This is a genomic window from Arthrobacter sp. D1-29, from assembly GCF_054130585.1.
Genome location: NZ_CP096383.1, coordinates 2,574,050 through 2,597,314, shown reverse-complemented (window position 1 = coordinate 2,597,314; position 23,265 = coordinate 2,574,050). Strand labels below are relative to the sequence as shown.

20 protein-coding genes and 1 pseudogene are annotated in these 23,265 nt (G+C 64.2%); 10 read left to right on the top strand and 11 right to left on the bottom strand.

Annotated elements, in window-relative coordinates; translation table 11 throughout:
- Positions 1 to 41 precede the first annotated feature (41 nt).
- Together M1E17_RS11685 and M1E17_RS11680 are read right to left on the bottom strand one after the other, a co-directional pair.
- Positions 42 to 479: pseudogene (locus M1E17_RS11685) on the bottom strand (integrase core domain-containing protein); the annotation flags it as partial.
- 171 nt (positions 480 to 650) lie between these two features.
- On the bottom strand, positions 651 to 2,288 hold the full coding sequence (locus M1E17_RS11680; RefSeq protein WP_457962218.1) for a DUF222 domain-containing protein: 1,638 nt from the start codon (positions 2,286 to 2,288) through the stop codon (positions 651 to 653).
- Between the two features lie 267 nt (positions 2,289 to 2,555).
- On the opposite strand from M1E17_RS11680, the gene M1E17_RS11675 reads away from it, so the two are divergent.
- Positions 2,556 to 3,821 carry an IS110 family RNA-guided transposase gene (locus M1E17_RS11675; protein WP_457962217.1) on the top strand — a complete coding sequence of 422 codons (1,266 nt, stop codon included), beginning with the start codon at positions 2,556 to 2,558 and terminating at the stop codon, positions 3,819 to 3,821.
- A gap of 311 nt (positions 3,822 to 4,132) precedes the next feature.
- Here M1E17_RS11675 and M1E17_RS11670 read toward each other — a convergent pair whose 3' ends face one another.
- From M1E17_RS11670 to M1E17_RS11660, 3 genes are all read right to left on the bottom strand, one after another.
- A complete protein-coding gene (locus tag M1E17_RS11670; RefSeq protein ID WP_457962216.1) occupies positions 4,133 to 5,611 on the bottom strand; it encodes an APC family permease in 1,479 nt (492 codons plus the stop codon).
- Between the two features lie 111 nt (positions 5,612 to 5,722).
- Positions 5,723 to 7,045: a flavin monoamine oxidase family protein gene (locus M1E17_RS11665; protein WP_457962215.1), complete on the bottom strand. Its 1,323-nt coding sequence runs from the start codon at positions 7,043 to 7,045 to the stop codon at positions 5,723 to 5,725.
- Between the two features lie 9 nt (positions 7,046 to 7,054).
- Entirely contained in the window at positions 7,055 to 7,399 is a 345-nt protein-coding gene (locus M1E17_RS11660) for a cupin domain-containing protein (RefSeq protein ID WP_457962214.1), read from the bottom strand.
- 183 nt (positions 7,400 to 7,582) lie between these two features.
- On the opposite strand from M1E17_RS11660, the gene M1E17_RS11655 reads away from it, so the two are divergent.
- The gene (locus M1E17_RS11655) at positions 7,583 to 8,170 is read left to right on the top strand and encodes a TetR/AcrR family transcriptional regulator (protein ID WP_457962213.1); all 588 of its coding nucleotides are present in this window, start codon (positions 7,583 to 7,585) and stop codon (positions 8,168 to 8,170) included.
- Positions 8,171 to 8,315: 145 nt separating this feature from the next.
- Positions 8,316 to 9,725 (top strand): aldehyde dehydrogenase family protein, encoded by a 1,410-nt coding sequence (locus tag M1E17_RS11650; RefSeq protein ID WP_457962212.1) that lies wholly within the window; start codon positions 8,316 to 8,318, stop codon positions 9,723 to 9,725.
- A gap of 89 nt (positions 9,726 to 9,814) precedes the next feature.
- On the opposite strand, the gene M1E17_RS11645 is transcribed toward M1E17_RS11650, so the two are convergent.
- On the bottom strand, positions 9,815 to 10,420 hold the full coding sequence (locus tag M1E17_RS11645) for a TetR/AcrR family transcriptional regulator (RefSeq protein ID WP_457962211.1): 606 nt from the start codon (positions 10,418 to 10,420) through the stop codon (positions 9,815 to 9,817).
- A 171-nt stretch (positions 10,421 to 10,591) separates the two neighbouring features.
- Here M1E17_RS11645 and M1E17_RS11640 point away from each other — a divergent pair, with 171 nt between their 5' ends.
- Entirely contained in the window at positions 10,592 to 11,314 is a 723-nt protein-coding gene (locus M1E17_RS11640; protein WP_457962210.1) for an SDR family oxidoreductase, read from the top strand.
- Positions 11,315 to 11,342: 28 nt separating this feature from the next.
- On the opposite strand, the gene M1E17_RS11635 is transcribed toward M1E17_RS11640, so the two are convergent.
- The 3 genes from M1E17_RS11635 to M1E17_RS11625 all read right to left on the bottom strand — a co-directional run bounded on the left by M1E17_RS11635 (position 11,343) and on the right by M1E17_RS11625 (position 14,252).
- On the bottom strand, positions 11,343 to 12,152 hold the full coding sequence (locus M1E17_RS11635) for a hypothetical protein (protein ID WP_457962209.1): 810 nt from the start codon (positions 12,150 to 12,152) through the stop codon (positions 11,343 to 11,345).
- A 168-nt stretch (positions 12,153 to 12,320) separates the two neighbouring features.
- Positions 12,321 to 13,187 carry an alpha/beta fold hydrolase gene (locus M1E17_RS11630; RefSeq protein WP_457962208.1) on the bottom strand — a complete coding sequence of 289 codons (867 nt, stop codon included), beginning with the start codon at positions 13,185 to 13,187 and terminating at the stop codon, positions 12,321 to 12,323.
- 69 nt (positions 13,188 to 13,256) lie between these two features.
- Positions 13,257 to 14,252, bottom strand: a complete 996-nt coding sequence (locus M1E17_RS11625) for an NADP-dependent oxidoreductase (protein ID WP_457962207.1) — start codon at positions 14,250 to 14,252, stop codon at positions 13,257 to 13,259.
- A 186-nt stretch (positions 14,253 to 14,438) separates the two neighbouring features.
- Here M1E17_RS11625 and M1E17_RS11620 point away from each other — a divergent pair, with 186 nt between their 5' ends.
- Positions 14,439 to 14,615, top strand: coding sequence for a TetR family transcriptional regulator (locus M1E17_RS11620; protein WP_457962206.1), 177 nt, complete (start codon positions 14,439 to 14,441; stop codon positions 14,613 to 14,615).
- A gap of 340 nt (positions 14,616 to 14,955) precedes the next feature.
- Here M1E17_RS11620 and M1E17_RS11615 read toward each other — a convergent pair whose 3' ends face one another.
- The gene (locus tag M1E17_RS11615) at positions 14,956 to 16,461 is read right to left on the bottom strand and encodes a CoA-acylating methylmalonate-semialdehyde dehydrogenase (protein WP_457967719.1); all 1,506 of its coding nucleotides are present in this window, start codon (positions 16,459 to 16,461) and stop codon (positions 14,956 to 14,958) included.
- 398 nt (positions 16,462 to 16,859) lie between these two features.
- Between M1E17_RS11615 and M1E17_RS11610 the strand changes: the two genes are divergently transcribed.
- A complete protein-coding gene (locus M1E17_RS11610; protein ID WP_457962205.1) occupies positions 16,860 to 17,360 on the top strand; it encodes a helix-turn-helix domain-containing protein in 501 nt (166 codons plus the stop codon).
- A gap of 3 nt (positions 17,361 to 17,363) precedes the next feature.
- Here M1E17_RS11610 and M1E17_RS11605 read toward each other — a convergent pair whose 3' ends face one another.
- Positions 17,364 to 17,903 carry a CGNR zinc finger domain-containing protein gene (locus M1E17_RS11605; RefSeq protein ID WP_457962204.1) on the bottom strand — a complete coding sequence of 180 codons (540 nt, stop codon included), beginning with the start codon at positions 17,901 to 17,903 and terminating at the stop codon, positions 17,364 to 17,366.
- A gap of 320 nt (positions 17,904 to 18,223) precedes the next feature.
- Between M1E17_RS11605 and M1E17_RS11600 the strand changes: the two genes are divergently transcribed.
- From M1E17_RS11600 to M1E17_RS11585, 4 genes are all read left to right on the top strand, one after another.
- Positions 18,224 to 19,087: an AEC family transporter gene (locus tag M1E17_RS11600; protein ID WP_457962203.1), complete on the top strand. Its 864-nt coding sequence runs from the start codon at positions 18,224 to 18,226 to the stop codon at positions 19,085 to 19,087.
- Between the two features lie 182 nt (positions 19,088 to 19,269).
- Entirely contained in the window at positions 19,270 to 20,640 is a 1,371-nt protein-coding gene (locus tag M1E17_RS11595; RefSeq protein WP_457962202.1) for an MFS transporter, read from the top strand.
- 142 nt (positions 20,641 to 20,782) lie between these two features.
- Positions 20,783 to 21,829: a LacI family DNA-binding transcriptional regulator gene (locus M1E17_RS11590; RefSeq protein ID WP_457962201.1), complete on the top strand. Its 1,047-nt coding sequence runs from the start codon at positions 20,783 to 20,785 to the stop codon at positions 21,827 to 21,829.
- A gap of 133 nt (positions 21,830 to 21,962) precedes the next feature.
- On the top strand, positions 21,963 to 23,234 hold the full coding sequence (locus tag M1E17_RS11585; protein ID WP_457962200.1) for an ABC transporter substrate-binding protein: 1,272 nt from the start codon (positions 21,963 to 21,965) through the stop codon (positions 23,232 to 23,234).
- Positions 23,235 to 23,265 lie beyond the last annotated feature (31 nt).

The following is a 23,265-nucleotide window of genomic DNA, read 5'->3' as shown; positions in this document are numbered from 1 at the left end:
CCGGGCCACTGCCGGTTTTGCTTCCCCTCCCCATGGGGCATCTAGCTGTATTGACCACGGAGGTTGGTAACGCGGCTGGCCGGTGGTTGACCTTTGAGTGAGGTGTGGCCTCGGGTGTGATTGTAGTGGTGCAGCCAGGATGGAAAGGCGGCGACCAGCTCCGCTTCTGAGGTGTAGGGCCGGGCGTATGCCCACTCTTCGAGCAGGGGGCGGTTGAACAGTTCGACCTTGCCATTTGTTTGGGCCGGTAGGGGCGGGTCCGTTTGTGTTTGATGTGCGGGCCGAGGGCTTGGGCGAAGAGGCGGGAGCGGTAGCAGGAGCCGTTATCCGTCAAAACCCAGGTCACTGTAATGCCGGCGGCTACGAAGGCTTCGTTGGCCCGTTTCCAGAACGCTGCTGCGGTCTCCTTCTTCTCGTTGGGCAGCATCTCGGTGTAGGCAAGCCGTAAGGTCATCGACCGCGTTGTGAAGGTAGGCGTATGTAACCGCACGCGTCATCGCAGCAATGGCAGCAACAATCGGCCTGGCTGCGAGGGCGGTCGTCCGGAAGGGGCATCGTCCGGAATCGGCTTGGGTCGGATGGAGGGCGTGGTCCAGACCCGGGTCGGATCCGGAGGATTGGTGTTGCCTAGACCCGGGCAAGGCTCCATGTCATTCGAGACGGCTCGGTGTGCCGTCCGGCCAGGTGGGTGGTTCCCAGTCTTGGTGTTCGCTTTTGTAGTGTCGGCCGGTGGGTGACGTCCAGCCTGGTGGTTCGTTTTTGCTGGCCGGGGTTGGTTGCCAGGTGGTGTTGTGTTTGAGGTGGTGGTGTTTGCGGCAGGGCTGGCCGAGGTTGTTGATGCCGGTGGTGCCGCCGTTTGCCCAGGCGAGGAGGTGGTCTGCTTCGTTGTCGAGGGAGTGGTTGTTGCAGCCGGGGAAGGGGCATTTGGCGTCGCGGAGTCTGAGCCAGCGGCGCATTGCTGTGGTGAGCCGGTAGCTGGTTCGGCCGATTTCCAGTGGTGCGCCGTCGCGGGGGTCGGTCAGGACGCGGTGGAAGGAGTGGGCTCCGTTGGCGACCAGGTTCCTTGCCATGGAGGCGGGGATGGGGCCGTGGCCGTCCAGGGTGGCAGGTTCATCGGTCAGGCCCAGGAGGCTGAACACGGGCACGGTGACCAGCACCTGGGCCCGGGGCGGCGGGACCTGCCCGGCAGCGCGCTCTCCGTCCCAATCGGGCCGGCTATTTGCGCCGCTGTCGCTTCCGCCACCGAGAAGAGCGCCGCTGCCGCTTCCCCCGCCGCTTATCCAGCAGTTGTCGCTTCCACCGCCGTTGGTCCCTCCGCTGCCGGTACGCCAGCTGGTGATTTGGCCGTTCGGGCTGCCGCCGCCGCTTATCCCTCCATTGGCGCTCCCGCCACCCATGAGTGCTGAACTGCTGATGTTGCCGGGGTTGGTGGTCTCTCCGCCGAGGAGTGCGGCGGCGAGGGCGTCGGCGCGGAGCTGGGTGAGGGTGCGGGATTCGGTGGGGCCTTGGAGTGCCCGGGCTGTGGTGGTGGTGTGTTCCCAGATGCCGGCGGCCTGATCTGCGGGGAGGTAGGCGGAGAGCCAGGCCATCCCGTCGCGGTCCGGCGTGTATTCGACCCGGCGGTCCAGGACGCACTTGGTGTGGCGGGTTTCAATCGAGACGGGGTGGTGGCGTTCGCGCCAGGTCCGGGCCCTGGCGCGGAACCGGGAGGGTGTAAGGTCCCCGGCCAGGCAGGCGCGGGAAGCCTTGGCGGCGTCGGGGTCCAGGAAGTGTGTTTCCAGGGCTGCCGCCCCGTCGGGGCCCAGGCCGGTGGTTTCATCGCAGAGGATCCGGGCGTGCTGCCAGGACAGGGTCCCGGCCTGCAGGGCCGCGAGGGTGCGGGGCAGTTCGGTGCTCAGCTGGCGGGACTGGACCAGGAACGCTGATGCGGCGCCTTCGCTGATGGTCAGGGCACAGGCGACCTCGGCGACCATGCCTATCTCCGCCACGGACTGTTCGTGCAGCGACGTCGACGGTGGAAGCAGGCGCCGGCAGGTGTCCGCGTAGGTGGCGGCCGCCCGGGCCTTCCGCGCTGCCGCCCGCGCCTCGTCACGGGCCGCCTCCGCCATCTCGGCCAGGCACTCCTCCGCCAAATCCCGCAACGGATCAGAACCAGCGCCAGCATCAAAAGCGGCTCCCGAGTCAGAGTCAGTATCAGAACCTGTGGCAGCAGCGGAGGAGGCCGCTTCGATCAGGACCAGGGCAGCACCAGGTGCTTCGACTGCCTCCAAGACTTCCCCGTTGTCCATACCCTTAGCTTGTCAGTAGGCACCGACAGTAATGATGGAATTGGCTTGTGTTGCGGTGTGGCTCTGGCACTGACTGACGCCCTGCGAAGGGTTTGTCCTGCAAATGATTTGTCCGCCGCGGCACAGGCTGCAGTAACGCGGCGGCCAGGTGGACATGACCTCATAGGAGCCTGCTCGAAGAATCCCATTACTGTCTTGTCTGCCCACCCGGCCGGCGTGCCCTTTTGTTTCCCACCGCATGCAACGGAAGGCTGGGCCAGTTTCATCATGACAAACCCATATCTGAAAGTCATCGCCGGGATCGACACACACGCCGACACCCATTACGTCGCAATCATCGACGAGACCGGCAGACACCTCATGGACAAAGAATTTCCCGCCGTTGGGTCCGGCTACCGGAATATTGTCGAGTTCATTACCGGGTTCGGCCCGGTGGTTGCCGCCGGAGTGGAAGGCACCGGCAGTTACGGCGCCGAACTCGCCCGTGTCCTGACCAGGGAGGGCTTCCGGGTTCTGGAAGTCATGCGCCCGAACCGGCAGGGACGCCGGCTGCGGGGCAAATCGGACGCTCTGGACGCCTACCAGGCGGCAGAAGCCGCGCTGGCCGGCCGGAACGTCGCAACACCCAAATCCCGGGACGGCGCGGTGGAATCCCTGCGGGTCCTGCGCGCCGAACGGGCGACGGCCATGCGCGCCAGGGTAGCGGTCATGGCGCAGATCAAAAGCATCCTTACGGCTGCACCCGAGGCGTTACGGGCCAAATACCGGCGGCTGACCCGCGCCCCGATGATGGCCGCCCTGGAGAAAACCCGGCCGGCCGGAAACATGTCTGACCCGTTGATCGCCACCGCGGCCGTGCTTAAACGCCTCGCGATCCGTTACCGCGCCCTGGATCAGGAACTGGCGGTCATTGATGCCGAGTTAGACGCGATCGTGACAACCCACGCGCCGATGCTCCGTGACCTGCACGGGGTCGGCACCGACGTGGCAAGCCAGCTCCTGGTCACCGTGGGCGACAACCCCGGACGGATCGGCACCGAAGCGCAGTTCGCAGCCCTCGTGGGCGTCGCGCCGATCCCCGCGTCCTCGGGAAAGACCATGCGGCACCGGCTCAGCCGTGGCGGCGACCGGCGGGCCAACAAAGCCATCCACCACGTTGCCCTGGTACGGATGATGAGCGACACCCGCACCAAAAATTACGTCGCCAGACGCCGGGCCGAAGGGAAAAGCACCAAGGAAATCATCCGCTGCGTCAAACGCTACATCGCCCGCGAAGTCTACGATCAGCTGATCCATCCACAACCAGCACCAGACGCCGGAGCCCTCCGCACCCTACGCCAAACGAAGAACATCACCCTCCAGGCCGCCGCGGACAGCCTCCATGTCTGGCCCACAGCACTGTCCCGGCTCGAACGCGGACTCACCCGCCACGACGACTTCTACCAACACTACGAAACCTGGCTCAACTCTCAATCCCAAAAACCGCGAAGAGGCACCCGGGAGGTTGCAGGACTGACCGGGCAGTTTGCCTAGCGGCAGGACCAACGGCGTCCCGCCGTCCCTGCCGTAATGACCGGGCCACTAAGGCTCTGCGGTCAAGGGCGGCCGCAGGCCGTCGCACCAGCGATCGCAGACCCTTGACCTTGGAGCCTTAGCCCGGTGATCTGCATGACGCGGGGCGCCGTGCCCATTGACAGCAATAGGAGCATCAGTTTTCCGTCCCGAACAGACCCTGCTCCCGAAGACGTTCCGCACCCGCAAATCAGCAGCAAGATGCACTGAGCTGCTGCGGGGATTTTCGGCCCCGCTCCTGCTCGTTCCACCTCGATTTCGTTTGTCCAGCCTTAGCTGACGGAGTGCCCCAGGGTGGCAGCCACCCGGCGGCGCTCCACCTGGCCTTCCACCAGCAGGCCGGCCGCGAACACCACCGGGACCGCCACCAGCAGGGCAACTGCCGTCTCTGCGCTGCCGCCGATCAGCGACGTGAAGTTGCTGACCACCAGGTACAGGACCCAGGCCAGCAACAGTGACGCAAGCGCCGGCGCCAGCAGGGTCTGCCAGAGCTGCCCGGGAACCCGTTCCCGGCGGAAGAAGCCAACGACGGCGAGGGAGCAGAGGATGTACAACACCAGGAGTGCCGCAACAGCCAGCCCGCTGAACCACGAGAAAAGGGTCAGGACCGGGTCCAGTGCCAGGACGGCGAAGGGCGCCACCAGGACGACGGCGGTGGCCGTCTGGATCCAGGCAGCCGCGGCGGGTGCCTGGTGCCGGTTGGTCCGGGCAACGACTGCTGGCAGGGAACCGCGAAGAGCCAGCGAATGGAGGTAGCGGTTGATGCCGTTGTGGAAGGCGATGATCCCGGCGAGCAGGGACGTGACCAGCAGGATGCCGGTGGTGACTCCTGCCCACGGCCCGAACAGCTCCACCATCGGCGTGAGGACAAAGGCGGTGGAGTCGCCGGACTCCAGGGCCGCACCCGCGGCGTCGATCACCTGCGACGGGCCGTAGTAGCTCACCAGCATCCACGAGATGAAGGAGAAGAACACGGCAATAACACCCACCGACAAATAGGTTGCCCGCGCCACCGTCCTGTGCGCGTCCTTGGCTTCGGCTGAGTAGATCGCCGTGGATTCGAAGCCGAACATGGAGGCCACCGCGAACATGATGGCTACACCGGGGGCGCCTGACGAAATGGCCTCCGGTGAGAAGGACGCGGCAAGGCTGAGGCCTTCGGGACCGCCACCGCGGAACAGGACGGTGAAGCCGAACATCAGCAGGACGGCCACTTCCAGTCCCACCAGGAGGGCCAGGACCTTGGCGCCAAGTTCGATGTTCAGGGAGCCCAGGACCTGGACGCCGGCCATCGTCACCAAAGCCAGCAGCCACCAGGGAATTTCCACTCCGATTGACGCCAGCAGGCCGGAAAACGCGGCGCCATAGAGTCCGTACATGGCGGCCTGGACGGTGCTGTAGGCGAGCAGCGCCAGCCAGGCCGCGCCAGCGCCGATCTTCCGCCCGAACGCGGCGGTGACGTAAGCGTAGAAGGCGCCATTGGCCTGGATCTTGCGGCTCATCGCGACGAAGCCCACCGCGAAGATCACGATCACGATGCCAACAACCAGGTAGGCACCGGGTGCACCGGCGCCGTTGCCGAGTGCAGCCGCGAGCGGCGAAGCCCCGACGATCCCCGTGAGGGGCGCCTGGGCGGACAGGACAAAGAACAGGATGCCCATCACGCCGATGCTGCCGGCGCGGAGCGCGGTGGAGTGCTCCTCGCGCGGAGCGGCTTCGGTGGTCCGGGATTCGGAATTCGAAATACTCATTGGATCCTTCTTAACGGTCATGAGTGTTGGGGAAAGGGTGCCACCCGAGGGGGAAGGCAGCGTGAAATCCAGCATGGCAGCGGACGTGTGGTTCGCCTTGTCGTGCAGCGATCAGTTGTTGTTCCTCAGCGCAGCAGCAGTGGCGAGGGCGGCCTCCATGCCGCTCTCGATGGCGCCGTCGATGAAACCGCCCCAGCCGTTGGCGATGTCCGAGCCCGCAAACCGGACCAGGCCATGGGCCTCCTGCATGGCAGGCAGATGCCGGGACAGGAATCCGGTGGCGTGCATGGGCCACGTTTCACCGGACAGTGGATCCTCCACCCAGTTGTGGCTGGCCACGCCCATCACCTCAGCCTCCGGGACAAGGCGCACCAGCTGCTCCTGGACAGCCGCCGCGTCCTCCACGTTGATTTCTGCGGCGTCCGGACCGAAGCCCACCACGATGGTGTCGCCGTCGATGCCATACTCCGCCTGGAAGAAATTCAGGGGCCAGTCGGCGCCGCCCAAGGCCACGAAGGGTGGGTGGTCCCCCTTCAGCCTGATCCAGACCTTGGCTCCCTTGGACACCTGGCCGAGGCTGAGTCCTTCGTTCTTGGCGGCGGACAGTGGCGGCTCGAAGCTCACCGCGCGCATCGCATGCAGGGGCACGGTGATAATCGCGGTCCGCCCGCTGATGCTCCGCCCATCGGTACTGTGGATGGCCACCGAGGTGCCGGCGTCGTGCACGCTGCCCACGGTGAAACCGTGTTCGACGCCGGCCCCCGAGTCCGCGAGGATCGCGTCGGCGAGGGCAGCTGTGCCGCCGACGATCTTGTAGGTGGCGCAGGCCTCGAAGTTGACCGTCCAGTCTCCGTTGGTCAGGGCCACCCAGCGAAGGGCCTGGGTCAGGGCAGCATTTTGCAGCGGACCGTTGAAGTTCAACGTCCAAAAGGATTCCAGGATGTCGCGCTGGGCGCAGGCGGGGAACTGGGCGCGGATCCGGTCCTGGACGGACACATCGTCGATGGCCTTGAAATTGTCGCGGGACAGGGGCCTGAACGGTTCGGGAAAGTATTCGCGGGAGTACTTCACGAATTCGCCGTTCATCCCGCCGATGAGACCGAGCAACTCCTCCGGCCCGCCCTCATGGCGGCGCCCGTCCGCCCACCAGAAGGCCCGTTCCGGCTCGGGGCTGGGCGTGGTGTCCAGGCCGTAGCGCTTCAGCTCGGCCCAGACATAGGGTTGGGTCCAGTGCACCCACGTGCCGCCGATTTCCAGGTCGCGCCCCAGCCGGCGGTCCAGCCACGTGCGTCCGCCGATCCGGTCGCGGGCCTCCACGATCCGGACGGACAGTCCTTGCCTGCTGAGCTCGCGGGCAGCCGTGAGCCCCGCGAAGCCGGCCCCGACCACCACAGCGTCGTAGAGTTCAACGCCGTCGTACAGTTCAACGTCCATGGCGGCCACCTAGGAGTACACAAAGAATTCGACGGTGGGCGCCAGGACTTCCCACCTGGTGCGGGCGCCCTTGTTGAAGGACGCTGCGCACCCGGCGGTGAGGTCGTAGGAGTCCCCGCCCTCCACCTCGATCCGGAGGTGCCCTTCAACAAGGGAAATGGTCTCGTCGGCGTGGATCACCAGGTCGAAGGGCTGGGGCGCCTCCGCGGGCGTGACGTGCCAGTATCCGCAGGCGAGGTCCGGGCGGCCGCCTTCTCCAAAGCGGCGGACCCATTGGATCTGGCCAAGTTCGAAGGGTTCATTCTTGTTGGGGTCGAGGGCGGATGAAGTGGTGAAGGCAGGAGTTTGTGGCACGTTGGGCTCCAAGGATGACGGTACCGGCAGTTGAGCCGGGGCGGTAAGGGAGTTTCTGATGGGGCAGCGATGCGGTATGGCAAAACAGTGATCCGCATCACTTGTGAGTCGAATCTAAGCATGTGCTTAGTTTAAGTCAAGAGGCGCTGCCGGAAAGCTGGAAGCAATGGCTAGACTCGGCGTATGAAAAGCTCCGCCTCCCCTGCCCTTCCGTCCAAATACGGGACCGGCAAGGAAGCCCTGCTCCGTGCGGCCGTCGGAGTGGTAGCGGCCAAAGGCCTGCGTGGGCTCACATATCGTTCGGTGGCAGAAGCCGCGGGGGTGAACAACACACTGGTGGCCCACCATTTCGGGTCCCGCGACGCGTTGATCGCCGCAGCGCTGGACTGGGCGGCGGACCAGTCCATCAATGCGTCCCAGCTGCGGGAAGCGGCAGCAGTGGGGCATTCCTTCACGGAGTCACTCCTGGAGCTCTTGCTGGCCGAACCGGAACTGCAGGCCTTCCAGTACGAGATGATCCTCGAGGCCCGCCGCCGGCCTGAGCTGGCGGGCGCGGTCACCTCCCTCTACGAGAACTACGTCAACGCCCTGGCCGAGGGCCTCATTGCCTCCGGAGTCACGGAGAACGTGAGTGTTGTGGCCCGGACACTCTTCGCCGCGCTGGACGGCCTGGTACTCCAGTACCTTGCTGGTGTGGACCGCGCACTCATCGCGGCATCCCTTGAGGAAGTCCATGAAGTGCTGCTCCTCCGGACCGGCCCGCAACACTAAGACGGAGCCCGTGGGCAACTGTTCGCTTCACGCCAACCGCCGTTCGCGCATACACAAGACGGTCCGGGGGCGGCGGGGCAGACTCGAGGCATAGCCTCAGGCCACGCCGGCCGGTGCGCACTGCCTACTCGAAGTGGAGTAACCCATGGAAACGTACGATGCCCTGCTGGCCTCGATCACCCCGGAGTCCGGAGAAACCCGGACCATCCTCGACCCCGCCACCGGCACCGTTGTCGGCGCTGCTCCCGTCCACACCATCGAGGATCTGGAGAACGCAGTTGCTGCCGCCCAGGCAGCGCAGCCGGCCTGGGCCGCACTGGGCCACGACGCCAGGTCCGCCGCCCTCCTTAAAGCGGCCGACGCCGTCGAACGCTCTGCCGAGGAACTCGCCCGGCTGCTCTCCCGCGAGCAAGGCAAACCCCTCAACGGCCCGAACGCCAGGTTCGAGGTGGGCGCCTGCGCCGCCTGGCTCCGGGCGGCCGCCACCATTCCACTGGAACCGGAAACGGTGGTGGACGACGGCGAAACGTACGCCGAACTCCATTACCGGCCCATCGGCGTCGTCGGTGCCATCGGCCCATGGAACTGGCCCATGATGATCACCGTCTGGCAGATCGCCCCGGCACTCCGGATGGGCAACGCCGTGGTGGTCAAACCATCCAAGATGACTCCGTTGTCCGTTATGGCCCTGATCAAGGTCATCAACGAGGAACTCCCGGAGGGTCTTCTCAACGTGGTCTCCGGTGACCGCGAGGTGGGTGCCCGCCTGGCCGAACACCCCGCCGTCGGAAAGATCATGTTCACCGGCTCCACCTCCGCCGGGCGGCAGATCATCAAATCCTCCGCGGACACCATCAAGCGGCTCACCCTTGAACTGGGAGGCAACGACGCCGGCATCGTCCTGCCCGACGCCGACCCCGCCGCGATTGCCGAGGGCCTCTTTTGGGGCGCCTTCATCAACACCGGCCAGACCTGCGCTGCGCTGAAGCGCCTCTACGTCCATGACGACATCTACGACGCCGTCTGCGACGAACTCACCAAGGTGGCCGCAGCGATGCCGATGGGCGTCGGGCTCGAGGAAGCCAACGTCCTGGGCCCGCTGCAGAACCGGGCGCAGTACGACATCGTTGCCGGCCTGGTGGAAGCCGCCCGCGGCTCCGGCGCACGGATCCTCCTGGGTGGGAACCCGCAACTGGACCAGCCCGGCCATTTCTACCCCACCACCCTGGTGGCCGACATCGACAACGACAACCCCCTGGTCGCCGAGGAACAGTTCGGCCCAGCCCTGCCGATCATCCGGTACAGCACGGTGGACGAGGCTGTGGAGATGGCCAACGGGCTCGACGTCGGACTCGGCGCCTCCGTCTGGTCCCCCAACCTCACCGAAGCCCGCAAGGTTGCCGCCCGCCTTGAAGCGGGCACTGTATGGATCAACAAACACGGCGCCGTGGACCCCCGAGTTCCGTTCGGCGGTGCCAAGCAGTCCGGCTACGGCCTGGAGTTCGGCGTCGAGGGCCTCAAAGCCCTCGGCGTCCCGCAGGCCATTAACGGTTAAGCAGCTCCCGCCGGGCCACCACAAAGCCGCGCTCCCTCAGCAGGGGGCGCGGCTTTTGTTGCATCCTGGACAGGTGGACCTGCGCGCATTTACTCTGCCGGCAGCAGGGCCTTCACGTGGTCTGAGATCTCCGAGAGGATCTCCTCGACGGAAGCCGAGATGTTGATGGTGGCAGCCATGCTGATGAACATGACCGCGGCGACGAGGTGCGCGAGCTTGGCAGCATGCCCGGCCTCGACGCGCGGGTCCCGCCGCAACACTTCGGCAATGGCCTCTTCGGTCTGAACGGTCAGGGTGAGGGCGTCGCGGTGGTGTGGCTCCTCGGGGTCTCCGAACACCACTTCACGAAGGTATGTCCGGCCATTGTCGATCTGCTTGCGGTTGCACTCCACCACCGGGCGGACGATGGCCAGGACTGCCTGAAATACATCGGCGGTCCCCTCGGCGGCCTTTTTGCCACTCACCAGCGCTTCGGCGTAGGCGGAGTTCTGAACCAGCAGGAGCAGTTCAGCCTTGGTCTTGGCGTACAGGAACAGGGTTCCGGTGCCAATGTCGGCCTTGTCGGCAATCTGCTGGGTGGTGACGTCATCGACACCATGCTGGGAAAAGAGCTCCAGTGCGGCGGCCGTGATGCGGTCCAGCTTCTCCTGTTTGTTCCGCTCACGCCGGCCAACCGATTGAGGGGCGACAGACATAAAGGTCTCCTCCGGGAATACATTCTGATCATGCTCAGTTATGAGTACAGTCACTACTGTTCAGGCTCACTGTTTCTAGCTCATTCTCCCATGGCACGAGCCGCCCAGAGGTGACCCGCTCGTAAACCCCACCGCCGGTGCGGGTGCAACCCTCGCTAGAAAGTTCGTAAAATGCCCTCACTCAATGGAGCAGTTGTCCTCGTCACCGGAGCAAACGGCGGCATCGGAACCCACTTTGTGCACGATGCCCTCGCCCGAGGCGCCAGCAAGGTCTACGCCACCGCCCGCACGCCCCGAACCTGGGAGGACGAGCGCATCATCCCGCTCACCCTCGACGTCACCGATTCCGCCTCCATCCAGGCAGCCGTCTTGGCAGCCGGCGACGTCACGGTGCTGATTAACAATGCCGGAGCCAACGTCGCCAGCCCCGGGATCCTCAGCCACACCGATGAGGAAATCCACACCAACGTCGAGACCAACTTCCTCGGCCCGCTGTTCCTTGCCCGCGCCTTCGCGCCGATCCTCTCAGCGAAGGATGAATCGGCGATCATCAACATCCACTCCGCACTGAGCTGGTACGCCGTCGCCGGAATCTACAGCGCCACCAAGGCAGCCCTCTGGTCGGCCACCAACTCCCTGCGCCTCGAACTCGCGCCCGCGGGAGTCCATGTGGTGGGAGTTCACGTCGGGTGGGTGGACACTGCCATGGCTGCGCACGCCACCGATCCCAAGATGGACCCGGCCGACCTGGTCCGCACCGTCCTGGATGCCGTCGAAGCCGGCGACTACGAAGTTCTCGCGGACGAAACATCCGTCCAGCTCAAGGCCGGGCTCAGCGCTCCCATCGAGGCACTCTACCCGGAACTGCAGGGCACGAAGACGGGGAGCCAGTGATGACAGGAACCCGGCTGGCCCACCAGGACTAGGTGGAGGGAACAAGCCTGAAGGCGTAGCGGACGTCTGGACCAGCAGCGGGAGTCACCTTGACGTCGGCTCCTTGCGTGGCCAGCTGCACGGTTGCCTTATAAACGCCCCCATCGCATGAGACCTGTACGGGCCCGAAAACTTCGGCGCCATCCGAGGCCGACACTGAAAGCTCGGCCTCGGATGGTCCTTCGCAGAGGAAATGCAGTTCGTACGTCCCCTGTGCAGCCGACCTTCCACTTCCGTAGCTGACATCTGTATTCGACTCCCCGGCCCCGAATATTTCACCGGGCAACTCTGGTTTCAGCTGCTGTAGTGACCACTTCAACAGGTCCAGCGACCTTGGACCCTGCGGGTCACCGTTGGGCCCCACGGTTACGCCGGCAACAGCCGCGTCGGTTACGCCGGCAACAGCCGCGTCGCCGGTCAACGGCTCCGCACGGATCGTGAGGGGACCACCGGCGTGCGACTCGAATCGCTTCACGGGGGTGGTGTCGCACGGATATTCCATGGGTTCCGGCGGGCCCCAGGCCTTCACCAGGGTGAGGTTGGCCGTAAGCACGCCGGCACAGGCAGCCTTGATCTCATAATCTCCCGGAGCGAGATCCACCGTCAGCTCGCCGGCGGGCTTTGCTTCCGAAGGCATTCCCGGAGCGTCCTCGGATACCTCAAGCAAACGCGCCACGTCATCAATGTTGTCTTGGACAGACCGCGGCGGCGCCGTTGCGCTCGGGGTCGGCGAGTTGACTAGCTTTTCGTCCTCGCCGATGTACTGACAACCCGCCAGCGCAATGGCGAGCATAGTCAAAAACAAAAGTCTCGCGTGCATAGCCTGCATCCCCCCATGAGCTGACATGCCCTGAGTCTAATCCCCCTTATTGCTGGGGCAGCGGTCTGGACGCCGGGGATGGCGGGCCACAGCCCGGGATAGGTCTCGGCGAGGTGGACCTGGCGGTACTCGTCGAATCCCGGGGTGTCAGCGGGCGAGGAACTCGACCGCGACGGGGGCGAACTTCTCATGGAACTGGAAGATGCCGCCGTGGCCCGAGCCGGGGTAGATGATCAGCTCGGAACCTGTAATGCGGCGGTGCAGGTCCTCCGAGAGAACCGAGGGGACCATGCGGTCGTTATCGCCGTTGGCGATCAGGGTGGGCTGGGTGATCGTGGACAGGTCAGCGGGCGTCCCGTGCCCCCATTTGCTGATCGCTTTGAGCTGGGTCTGGAAGGCCTTGACCTTGATGGGGGCGTCGCGGTGCTCGGTGCGCTCCGCCAGCCGTTTCACAAATGCTTTCGCGGCCCGCTTGCCTTCGGCGTCACGGTTGAAGAAGAGGAATTCCTTGGCGTCGGCCCGGGTCAGGGCTGCGCGGAGGATGTCGAAGTAGGTGGTCCCGATGACCTTGTCCATGTCCTTTCCGCCCTTGGGGCCGGTGCCGGTGAGGACGATCTTGCGGACGAGGCCAGGGTGTTTGAGGACCAGGGCCTGGGCCACCATGCCGCCGAGGGAGAAGGAGAAGATATCGATCTTCTTGTGTCCGAGGGCTTTGATGAACGTGTAGGCGTCATCCGCCATTGCCTCGATGCTGTCGGGCACCTGTCCGGTGGAGGCGCCGACACCCTGGTTGTTGAACGTGACCACGTGATGATTCTTGGCTATGGGATCGATGATGCGGGGGTCCCAGTTATCCAGGGTCGCCGCGAGGTGGACGAAAAAGATGACAGGAATGCCGCCCTTGGGCCCGAGTTCGCGGTAGGCGTAGCTCACGCCGCCGGCGTTGATGGTGCGGGCCGGCGCTTTGGCGTAGGAGGTGATGACGGACTCTTGAGGGGTTTCCTGCGCATTCATGATGATGCTCCTGTGAATTTGGGGTGCGCCAATTGGGCGCGCGATCTGCGAGGGGATGCTGGCCTGTGGTTAGGGGATGCTGATAACGGCCTTGCCGCGGATGCCGCCCTTTTCCAGGCCATGAAGGGCTTCAATGGTCCGGTCGAAGGGGAAGACCCTTCCGACGACGGGACGCAAGGTGCCGTCGTCGATCAATGCGGTAATCAGTCGCAACTGGTCGCCGCTGGCGCGCATGAACAGGAACTCGTAGCTGACGCCCAGCTTCCTGGCCTGACGCCGGATGCCTGCGCTCAGGGCAGCGATGGCAAGGCGGAGCACAGGATTCAGGCCTGCCTCACGGGCAAACGCCGGGTCGGGAGGCCCGGTGATCCCGATCGCCTTCCCGCCGGGCTTGAGCACGCGCAGGGACTTCTGAAGGTTTTCTCCGCCGAGGCTGTCCAGCACCAGGTCATAGCCGCTCAGGAGCTGTTCGAAGTCCTGGCTGCGGTAATCGATGACAGTGTCAGCGCCGAGTTCCCGCGCGAAGTCCAGATTGGCCGCGCTGGCTGTGGTGGCCACTGTGGCACCGAGATGCTTGGCCAGCTGGATGGCGATGGACCCCACTCCGCCCGCGCCGGCGTGGATCAGGACCTTGTGTCCGGGCTTCACCTGGCCGCGCTCAACGAGTGCTTGCCACGCGGTCAGCGCCACCAGGGGCAGGGAGCCGGCCTCCTCCATGCTGATCGATTCCGGCTTGAGCGCCAGATCAGCCTCCGCGACGGCGATCCGCTCGGCGAAGGTGCCGATCCGGTCCTGGTGGGGCCGTGCGTAAACCTCATCGCCGGCGGTGAATGAACGGACTTTCGAGCCGACACGGATGACGGTCCCGGCCACATCGTTGCCCGGAATCAAAGGAAGCTTGTACGGCAGGATCTGCCTGAACTCACCCGCGCGGATCTTCTCATCAAGCACGTTCAAACCTGCTGCCTGCACCTGCACCAGCACATCGTGCTCCCCCAGGGTGGGCTCCGGGACATCCGCTTCCTGGAGGGGGCCTTTGTACTTCCTGATGACGAACGCTTTCATGATCTGGCTCCCTTTTGTCCACTGGTGAGTATACTCAATTATGAGCAGACTCAATATTTTTGTCAAGGAGTCGTCAGGGACTTCAGCGCGCCGCCCCTGGGACGTCGGGAGCGGTCTAAGCAGGATAAGAAGGAAAGAATTAGGGCGGCAGCCCGGGATTGTTCGCGCTGCACGGCGTGAGCAACCGTGACAACCCAGCAGATTGCGGACCGGGCAGATATAGCGATAGGAACGCTCTATCTGTACGCCGCGACGAAGGCGGAGCTGTTAATAATGGTGCAGAACCAGCGCCGGAGACGCCCGCATCCTGGCGCGGGTCGTTGTGGCAGTCTTGCACCTCAGTATGACCGGAACGCTCAATAGAGACTGTGCCGCCGACGACGTTATGGCAGACATCCATGGGCAAATCCGGGCCGTCCTGGATCAGAACCCGCCGCGGGGCTGAGTTGAATGTCCGGGAATTTCGAGTGATTAGGGCGAGCATCGCAACCAGCCAGGAGGCCCATCATGGTCGCGATTATCGCGGCAGGTCTGCTTACCTGTGCGTTCAGAACGTTCCGGGTTCGGTGTCAAGGGGTAGCGCACGACGCCTACGAGGTCGTCCTCGTAGGCGTCGCTTCTCACGCGCAGCCTCCACAAGGCCGGCAATCTCATGCCCAACCAGGGGCGGATACTTCATACTGCTGTGGTAGGCGTCGGTTTCCTAGTTGGAGGGGAAGTTGTAGGAGGCGCCGGAGGCTTGGGTGGGTTCTGGCCAGCGGGAGGTGACCACTTTGCCGCGGGTGTAGAAGGAGACGCCTTCGGGGCCGTAGATGTGCTTGTCCCCGAAGAGCGAGGCTTTCCAGCCGCCGAACGAGTGGTACGCGACGGGGACGGGCAGCGGGACGTTGATGCCGATCATTCCGACGTCCACGGAGCGCTGGAACTTCCTGGCGTGCGCGCCGGAGGAGGTGAAGATCGCGGTGCCGTTGCCGTACGGGTTGGCGTTGATCAGCCTGATCCCCTCCTCCAGGTCCTGAACGCGGACAACGACGAGGACCGGTCCGAAGATTTCCTCGGTGTAGGCGGTCATTTCGGTTTTGACGTGGTCGATCACGGTGGGTCCGACCCAGAAGCCGTCCTCATGGCCTTCGACGACGAGATCCCGGCCATCCACGACCATGGCCGCGCCCGCGGCTTCGGCTTCGGTGACGATCCGCACGATCCGTTCCCGGGACTCGGGCGTGATGACCGGGCCCATCTCGGCGCCGGGCGCGGTGCCGTTGTCCACCTTCACCGCCAGGGCGCGCTCTTCGACCTTCTTGACCAAAAGGTCGGCTGCGTCCCCGACGGCGACGGCGACCGAGATGGCCATGCAGCGTTCCCCGGCGGAGCCGAACGCCGCGGCGGCGAGGTGGTCTGCGGCGTTGTCCAGGTCAGCGTCGGGCATGACGATGGCGTGGTTCTTCGCCCCGCCCAGGGCCTGGACGCGTTTGCCGTGCTTGGTGGCGGTCTCCTGGACGTACTGGGCGATCGGGGTGGACCCGACGAAGGAGATCCCGTCCACGTCCGGGTGGGTCAGGAGCCCGTCGACGGTTTCCTTGCCGCCGTGCAGGACCTGGAACACCCCATCCGGCAGACCTGCCTCCTTCCACAGCTTAGCCAGCAGCATGGACGCGGACGGATCGCGTTCGGAGGGCTTGAGGATGAACGCGTTGCCGGTGGCGATCGCCATCGGCGCCATCCACAGCGGCACCATCACCGGAAAGTTGAACGGGGTGATCCCTGCGACCACACCGAGCGGCTCGCGGAAGGAGAACACATCGATGCCGGTGGAGACCTGGTCCGAGTAGTCGCCCTTGAGCAGCGTGGGGATGCCGCAGGCGAACTCCACCACCTCCAGGCCGCGGGCGATCTCGCCCTTGGCATCGGAGAGGACCTTGCCGTGCTCGGCGGTGATCAGCGCCGCGAGCTCATCCACATGGGAGGCGACGAGTTCGCGGAACCTGAACAGCACCGCCGTGCGTTTGGCCAGGGAGATGTCACCCCAGGAATCGGCGGCAGCACGGGCGGCGGCCACCGTGGCATCAAGATCCGCCCGGCTCGCCAGCCGCAGCTCCCCCGACACCGCACCCGTCGCCGGGTTGAACACCGGCCGCGTGCGGTCTCCTTCACCCGCGCTTTCCGCACCGTTGATGAAATGGTTGATCAGCGTAGTCGTCGTGGACAGGGTCACGGAAAAGCTCCTTATAAGGGAAGGGGGTTACGGAGTTTTGGTGCCCAAGCGGGATGTGGGCGATGCAAGCTGCTTCTAAAATCGATATTTGTTCTACTAAACAAATATTTAGTGATTCCACTATGGGCTGGCAAGGCGTGCGATGTCAAGGAACTCTGCGCCGGATGATGCCTGTCGCTGCAGCAAGCCAATGGATGAAGTCTGCTCAATGCGGGTAACGTCGAGCCAGCCACCTTGACAGTGTCACGCTCTTCGCGCCACACTGTTCCTGACTTATCCCGCTAAACTTAAGTTTAGTACAGGCAACCGGAAGTTTCCCCATGGCCAGCGAAACCGACCTTACTCAATCCCAGCTAGGTGAACGGGTCCTCCAGTTTCGCTCACTTCGGCGCATGTCGCTCAAGGAACTGGGCGAAGCGAGCGGGACCACCGCCGGCTTTCTTAGCCAGCTTGAACGTGGCCTGACAAATGCCAGCATCGGTGTCCTGCGGCGGATCGCGGCTGCTTTGGGCATGACCCTGGCGGACCTTTTCGAGGAACTGCCTGCGGGCTCTCCCCGTCTGTTGCGCCGCGAAGTCCGGCCGGAACTGCAGACTAACGCGGGGATCCACAAATTCCTTATCTCCCAGCGGCCGCTGAGGCACCTGGAAGTTTACGCGGGAGAGTTTGAGCCGGGATCATCAACCGGGGACGAGCCGTATACGCACGGTGACGCGCAGGAAATCCTTTATGTGACAGCCGGCGAAATTGTCATCGAGCTGGATGGGGAACCATACGCCATGCAGCAGGGCGACAGCATGGATTACATGTCCTCCTTGCCGCACAGAATCATCAACAACAGCAGCAAGCCTGCTGAGGTTCTTTGGATCGTGAGCCCACCAACAAGCATCTAGTCCTCACCATGCCGCATCGGCACGGACACGTGGTTTCCTTTGCAGCTGACGGTGCCGTGCGACGGCGTCGGTGTTTCCACATCGGGCGCTGCAGTACCGCTGCCTGCCTGCCTTTGAGTTGTCAACAAATGCGTTGAAACAGCTCGGCCGGGCGCACATGCCGATCCGTTCGCCACCGCTCCAGGCAATAAACAATGCGAGCCCGCCGGCCGTGACAGCCTTGACCCGGGACAGGACGTCATCACCTTCGGGGAAAAGGTGGAGGTGCGGCCGCGAGCCGTCATGGGTGGTGAGGGACACTCTCCCGGCGGCGCTGTCGAGGAGCGCATTGATGGCGGTACATCGTTCCTCCACGGATTCGGCTGCAAAGGTTGGCTTCAGTTTCTCGGCCCATACCCGCAGGCCTCGTTCAGCCGTGTCATCCAGCCGGGGCTCCCGAATGCTGAATTCTTCCAGCACAGCCTCCAGGTCCTGAGCTTCCGGGGCATTCACCAGGGCCGCTGCCAATTGAGCTCCCACCTGGTTTTCGTGATTGTAGACCATCCCCTCATTGTAATGCTTGAACGTCATCAACCCATTACGAAATCCTTGATTCATGCACACACATCACTGGCAAGTCCAATCCCAGCACTCCACGTCCTCAGGAACCGTCACCTACTCCCACTGCCCCTGCGGCGCCCACACCATGCGGCTTTGGGAGGGCAAAGAAAACCTCCTTGCAGCCGTCGTGAAAAAGTGACCCCGCGTCCGCCAATGACACATCGCACGGCCTCAGCTGCACTACGGAAGCACACGAACCGTTGGTAGCCGAAAGTCTTGTGGCTCTGCTTCCTGTCCTCGGACTCATCGGGGCCGGATTCGCCATGAGGGCCAGAAAATTTCTCACACCCGAGTTCTGGCCCCAGGCTGAAAAGCTCTGCTACTACGTTCTCCTCCCCGCCCTGTTTGTCCATGGGACCGCTAACGCTGAACTCTCCCACCTGCCGATCGGTGCGATGGCCCCCGTACTGGCCGGATCAGTCATCCTGACTGCCATCGCACTGGTCCTGGTGCAGCAACGGCTCAGCTTCAACGGGCCAGCCTTCACCTCAGTGGTGCAGGGAAGCATCCGGTTCAACAACTACCTGGGACTTTCCATTGCCGTGGTCCTCTACGGGGAACAGGGGGTGGCCCTGGCAGCCGTCACGAATGCAATTCTCGTCCCGGTGGTCAATGTGCTGTGCACTATCGCCTTTGCCCGCTATGGCAGCAAACCGCTCTCGATCACGGGAACACTCCGGAGCCTGGGTACCAACCCGCTGATCCTTGCCTGTGCGGCCGGCTTGGTCCTCAACCTCTCAGGCGCCGGATTACCGGCCGGGATCCAGGACCTGGTCCGTGCACTGGGCAGCGCTTCGCTGCCCGTGGGCCTGCTCTGTGTCGGAGCGGCCCTCAAAATCAGCAGTATCGGACGCAATTTTCCACCCATTGCCTACGCCTCGGCCGTCAAATTCCTCGTCCTGCCCGGAATCGCCGCAGCAGCCTGCGTTTTCACCGGGCTGGCCGGGCCGCCGGCCGGCATCATCGTCCTGTTCCTGGCGCTCCCTACCGCGTCCTCTGCCTACGTCATGGCCCAGGCCCTCGGCGGGGACTCCACCCTCATGGCATCGACCGTCACCCTGCAAACGATCGCCGGCGTTGTCTACCTGCCCGGCCTGCTGTTACTCATCACGTCCTGCACGGGATAGCGGCCAGCGCGAAGGCGGCGCGTCGGTGTGCGCCGTCTACCGTTCGAGCGTGATGGAAGCGTGACTTACTGCGACACAAGCACTCTATTGCGAATCATTCTTGATAAGATGAGGAGCATTCCCCAGCACCCCCGCACTTAAGGATCCACCATGTTCCCGGCCCTCCCCTTCGGCGGCAAAAGATGAGCCCGACGGCGGCGCGGAAGCCGCGCCCGAAACTCACCCGGCGACGTCCTGCCAGGGTTGAACCTGCGCCGCAGCTGCTGCTGGCCAGCCAGTTAATCTTCAATATCGGCTTCTATGCAGTAGTGCCGTTCCTCGCAGTAGCCATGCGGAACGACTTCGGGATGGGCGCGATGGCCATCGGCATCGTCCTTGGCGCGCGTACCTTCGCCCAGCAGGGTATGTTCCTGTTCGGCGGGGCACTGGCCGACCGGTGGGGAGCGCGGCAGTCGATGATCACGGGCTGCCTGGTCCGGATTGCCGGCTTTCTGTTGCTCGTTTGGGCCACGGACTTTCCGCTGTTCCTGCTCGGTGCCATCATCACGGGTATCGGCGGGGCACTGTTTTCGCCTGCCCTGCAAAGCCTGGTGGCCGCCGCCGCCGAGGGCGGCACCAGCCGGGCGGACGGCCAGGAACCGGGAACCGGGAACGACCGCGCGAACAGCGGCGCCGCACCGCAGAACAACAGAGCCACGCTCTTCGCCTTGCTGGTAATCTGCGGCGAAGTAGGCGTGGTTGTCGGGCCGCTGCTGGGATCCCTTTTGCTCCATACCGGCTTTGACACTTCCCTGCTGGCAGGGTCCGCTGTCTTTGCCGTCATGGCCCTGGTCTTCTGGCTCTTCCTGCCCAAGGCCCCTGCCCAGGCGCCCAAAACGTCAGCGGACCTGACGGGCCAGGCGCCGCCGTCGGGCCTTTGGTCCTGCCTCAAAGACAAAAGGTTCATCGGGTTCGCCGCCTTCTACAGCGTCAACCTCCTGGCCACCAACCAGCTCTATTTCGGGCTTCCGGTAGAGCTGGAACGCAGCGGGGCAGGGGTCCAGGCCCTGGCAGTCGTCTTCGCCTACGCGTCCGTCCTGACCATCACGCTTCAATGGCCCATAGCCCGGCTCATGCGCAAAGCCGGGCCGAAAACCGCGCTTCCCCTGGGCTTTGCCCTGCAGTCCATGGGCTTCGCCTCCCTGGGAGTCCTGGCAGTGGTCCCTCCGCCCAGCGAACTTCCCATCCTGCCTGCCCTCCTGCTGGTGACAGGCCTCGCCCTAGGCAACATGTGCGTCACACCCATGGCGATGGGACTGGTGCTGGAGTTCTCCGCCGGACGCCCCACCGGCGCCTACTACGGCCTGCTCGCCAGCGCCGGAGGGCTCGCCGTTGTGATCGGCAATGCAGCCCTGGCCCCGCTGTACGAACTCGCCTACACGCCGTCGGGCACTGCACTCGCTCCATGGCTCCTGCTGTCCCTGCTGGGGGCGATAACGGCCACCTTCATCCGCCGGTTCGTCCCCAAAACGCCCGCCAGGGTAAGCGTCCTGCGGGAAGCCCAAAATGCGTGACCTTCGTTCACTCAAATGGAGAGGGTCTTCGCAGCTCCGGCAAGGCGCAACGTGCTTCCAACGTTGTATCGCAGATGCTTCCAACGTTGTACCCTGATGGCAGGGCAGTCTTCCTGCCCGGGAGCCGGGGGAAGGAATGGCTGTGTCGGTCACGATCAGGGATGTTGCACGGGTCAGCGGCTTTTCCATCAAGACGGTGTCCAATGTCATCAACGGGCATCCGCAGCTACGGCCCGAGACCCGGCAGCGGGTGGAAGATGCCATCGAGCAGCTCGGCTACCGTCCCAATCTGTCTGCACGGAACCTGAGGTCCGGCCGTTCCGGCGTCATCGGACTAATCATTCCTGACCTCACCACCGCCTATTTTGCCGAACTCGCAGACGCGGTCATGCGTGCGGCCAAGGCCAACGGTCTTGCGGTGCTGATCGAACCTATCGGGAGCGGCCGCGAAAACGAACTCGCAGCGCTTCGGGGCCAGCACAGGCACATGGTTGATGGGGTTATCTACAGCTCCCTCACGCTGGGTGCGGCGGATGCCGATCTCCTGAAGGCGGTTGACACGCCGCTGGTGGTTCTCGGAGATACATCGTTCGACGGCCAGGTGGACCGCATCACGATGGCCAACATCGCTGGTGCGCGCGCAGCAACAGATCATTTGCTGGCGGGAGGCCGGCGTCGCGTCCTGGCGCTTGCTGCCCATGAAGGCGACATCGTCGCTTCAGCTGAGCTCCGTTTGACCGGTTACCGGGAGGCCATCGAGGCCGCTGGCCTGGCGTTTGATCCCGAACTGGTCTGCTACGCAGAGTCCTGGCACCGGCGCGGAGGTGCCGAAGCAATGACGAGGTTGCTGAGTGACGGCGTATCGTTCGACGGCGTCTTCGCCTTTAGCGACACCCTGGCACTTGGCGCCATGCGTGTGCTCCAGGAATCAGGCCTGCGCATCCCCCAGGATGTTGCCATTGTTGGCTTCGATGACCTGGATGAAACCCGGTATACCCTGCCGGCCCTTTCAACCGTGAACCCGCGCAGGGACGAGATTGCCACGGCCGCCGTGGAGACCCTCCTTCGCCGGATCGCAGGCGGGCCGGAGCTGGAAGCAACCGAAATCGAGACGGGCTTCTCCCTCGAAATCCGCGAGTCCTCAGGCGGATCCGGGCACAAGGCTTCCGCCGCGACGAACGCCGCCTGAAGAAAATCATGTGAAGGTATTGACCGCTCGGCGATGCCGCTGCATGCTTGATACAACGTTTACCTACAACGTTTACCCAACAGTTGTATTCAGGTTCAGGGACACGGAAGTCCCACTCATTGAAAGGGCCGACATGAAAAGGTCGCTCACACTTCTTACTGCGGTTGCTGCCGCGTCGCTGGTCCTGACCTCCTGCTCCGGAGCAGGGGCAGGCTCGGACAAGCAGGAAGGCTCCAAGGCGGAGCTGACGTTCTGGCACGGCTACACCGAGGCGGACGGGAAGGTGCTGAATAAGATCGTGGAGGATTTCAACGCCTCCCAGGCCGAGGTCACCATCACCGTCCAGACCAATCCCTGGTCCGTCATCGACGACACCTTGCTGCCGGCGCTGTCCTCCGGAAATGGTCCGGACATCGTGGCCATGCCTGCTGAGCGCCTCCCCGTGTACGCGGACAAAGGCGCGTTCGTCGAACTCGACGACCTCTACAAAGACCCCAACAGCAATCTGGACAAGCTGGTCCCCGCCGCCGCAGACATGGAGACAGTGAACGGACACAAGTACGGCGTCCCCTCCGGCTTCGTGCCCCTGGCAATGTTCTACAACAAGGACCTCTTTGCCAAGGCCGGCATCACTTCCCCTCCCGCCACCTGGGATGAATGGATCGCAGCGGCCAAGAAACTTACGGTGGACGCCAACGGGGACGGCACCCCCGAGCAGTTCGGGCTCGGCCTTCCGGACCACGCCACCGTGGCGAACGGCGTCTGGCCCTCCCTCTTCTACGGAAATGGCGGCGACATCGTCAAGGACGGCAAGGCCGTCGTCGACTCCCCCGAGAACGCCGAGACCCTGAAGACCTGGGTGGAAGCCATCAGGAATGACAAGATCTCCCCCACCGGTTTGGACGGGATTGCCGGCGACAAGCTGTTCAGCAGCGGCAAGGCCGCCATGTACCTCGGAGGGCCGTGGATGTCCTCCATCGCCAAGGAAAACAACATCGATTACGGCATTGCCGCTGTCCCCGCCGGCCCGGAAGACCAGGCGGCGTCAGCGATCGGGGTCTCCATGGCCATCACTGAGCAGAAGGACGACTCCAAAGCCGCTGCCGCGAAGAAGTTCTTCAGCTACTTCCTGCAGAAGGAACAGGCCACGGCATGGTCCCTGGGTTCGGGGTGGCCGCCGCTGCGCTCGGACATTCCTGCCGCTGATGTTGCCGCGAATCCGGTGGTGGAAGCCCTGACAAAGCAGTCCGAGTTCGGCCGGCCCCTTCTGCCCGGCGTCGTGAACAGCACCGATGTCCTCACAGCAATTGACAAGCTCACCCAGCGGGCTGTGGCCGGTGAAAACATCCAGGACCTGCTGAAGGAGACACAGGGCTCTATCCAGAAGACCCTCGACGCCAAGTAACCCCAGGAACTACGGGATGCGGCGCCTCCGG

Coding starts and splice junctions, on each gene's coding strand:
- M1E17_RS11675 (WP_457962217.1), top strand. CDS start 2,556: ATGACAAACCCATATCTGAAAGTCATCGCCGGGATCGACACACACGCC.
- M1E17_RS11650 (WP_457962212.1), top strand. CDS start 8,316: ATGGAAACGTACGATGCCCTGCTGGCCTCGATCACCCCGGAGTCCGGA.
- M1E17_RS11600 (WP_457962203.1), top strand. CDS start 18,224: ATGAGGGCCAGAAAATTTCTCACACCCGAGTTCTGGCCCCAGGCTGAA.
- M1E17_RS11610 (WP_457962205.1), top strand. CDS start 16,860: ATGTCGCTCAAGGAACTGGGCGAAGCGAGCGGGACCACCGCCGGCTTT.
- M1E17_RS11630 (WP_457962208.1), bottom strand. CDS start 13,187: ATGAATGCGCAGGAAACCCCTCAAGAGTCCGTCATCACCTCCTACGCC.
- M1E17_RS11640 (WP_457962210.1), top strand. CDS start 10,592: ATGCCCTCACTCAATGGAGCAGTTGTCCTCGTCACCGGAGCAAACGGC.
- M1E17_RS11585 (WP_457962200.1), top strand. CDS start 21,963: ATGAAAAGGTCGCTCACACTTCTTACTGCGGTTGCTGCCGCGTCGCTG.
- M1E17_RS11645 (WP_457962211.1), bottom strand. CDS start 10,420: ATGTCTGTCGCCCCTCAATCGGTTGGCCGGCGTGAGCGGAACAAACAG.
- M1E17_RS11605 (WP_457962204.1), bottom strand. CDS start 17,903: ATGGTCTACAATCACGAAAACCAGGTGGGAGCTCAATTGGCAGCGGCC.
- M1E17_RS11665 (WP_457962215.1), bottom strand. CDS start 7,045: ATGGACGTTGAACTGTACGACGGCGTTGAACTCTACGACGCTGTGGTG.
- M1E17_RS11655 (WP_457962213.1), top strand. CDS start 7,583: ATGAAAAGCTCCGCCTCCCCTGCCCTTCCGTCCAAATACGGGACCGGC.
- M1E17_RS11680 (WP_457962218.1), bottom strand. CDS start 2,288: ATGGACAACGGGGAAGTCTTGGAGGCAGTCGAAGCACCTGGTGCTGCC.
- M1E17_RS11625 (WP_457962207.1), bottom strand. CDS start 14,252: ATGAAAGCGTTCGTCATCAGGAAGTACAAAGGCCCCCTCCAGGAAGCG.
- M1E17_RS11670 (WP_457962216.1), bottom strand. CDS start 5,611: ATGAGTATTTCGAATTCCGAATCCCGGACCACCGAAGCCGCTCCGCGC.
- M1E17_RS11595 (WP_457962202.1), top strand. CDS start 19,270: ATGAGCCCGACGGCGGCGCGGAAGCCGCGCCCGAAACTCACCCGGCGA.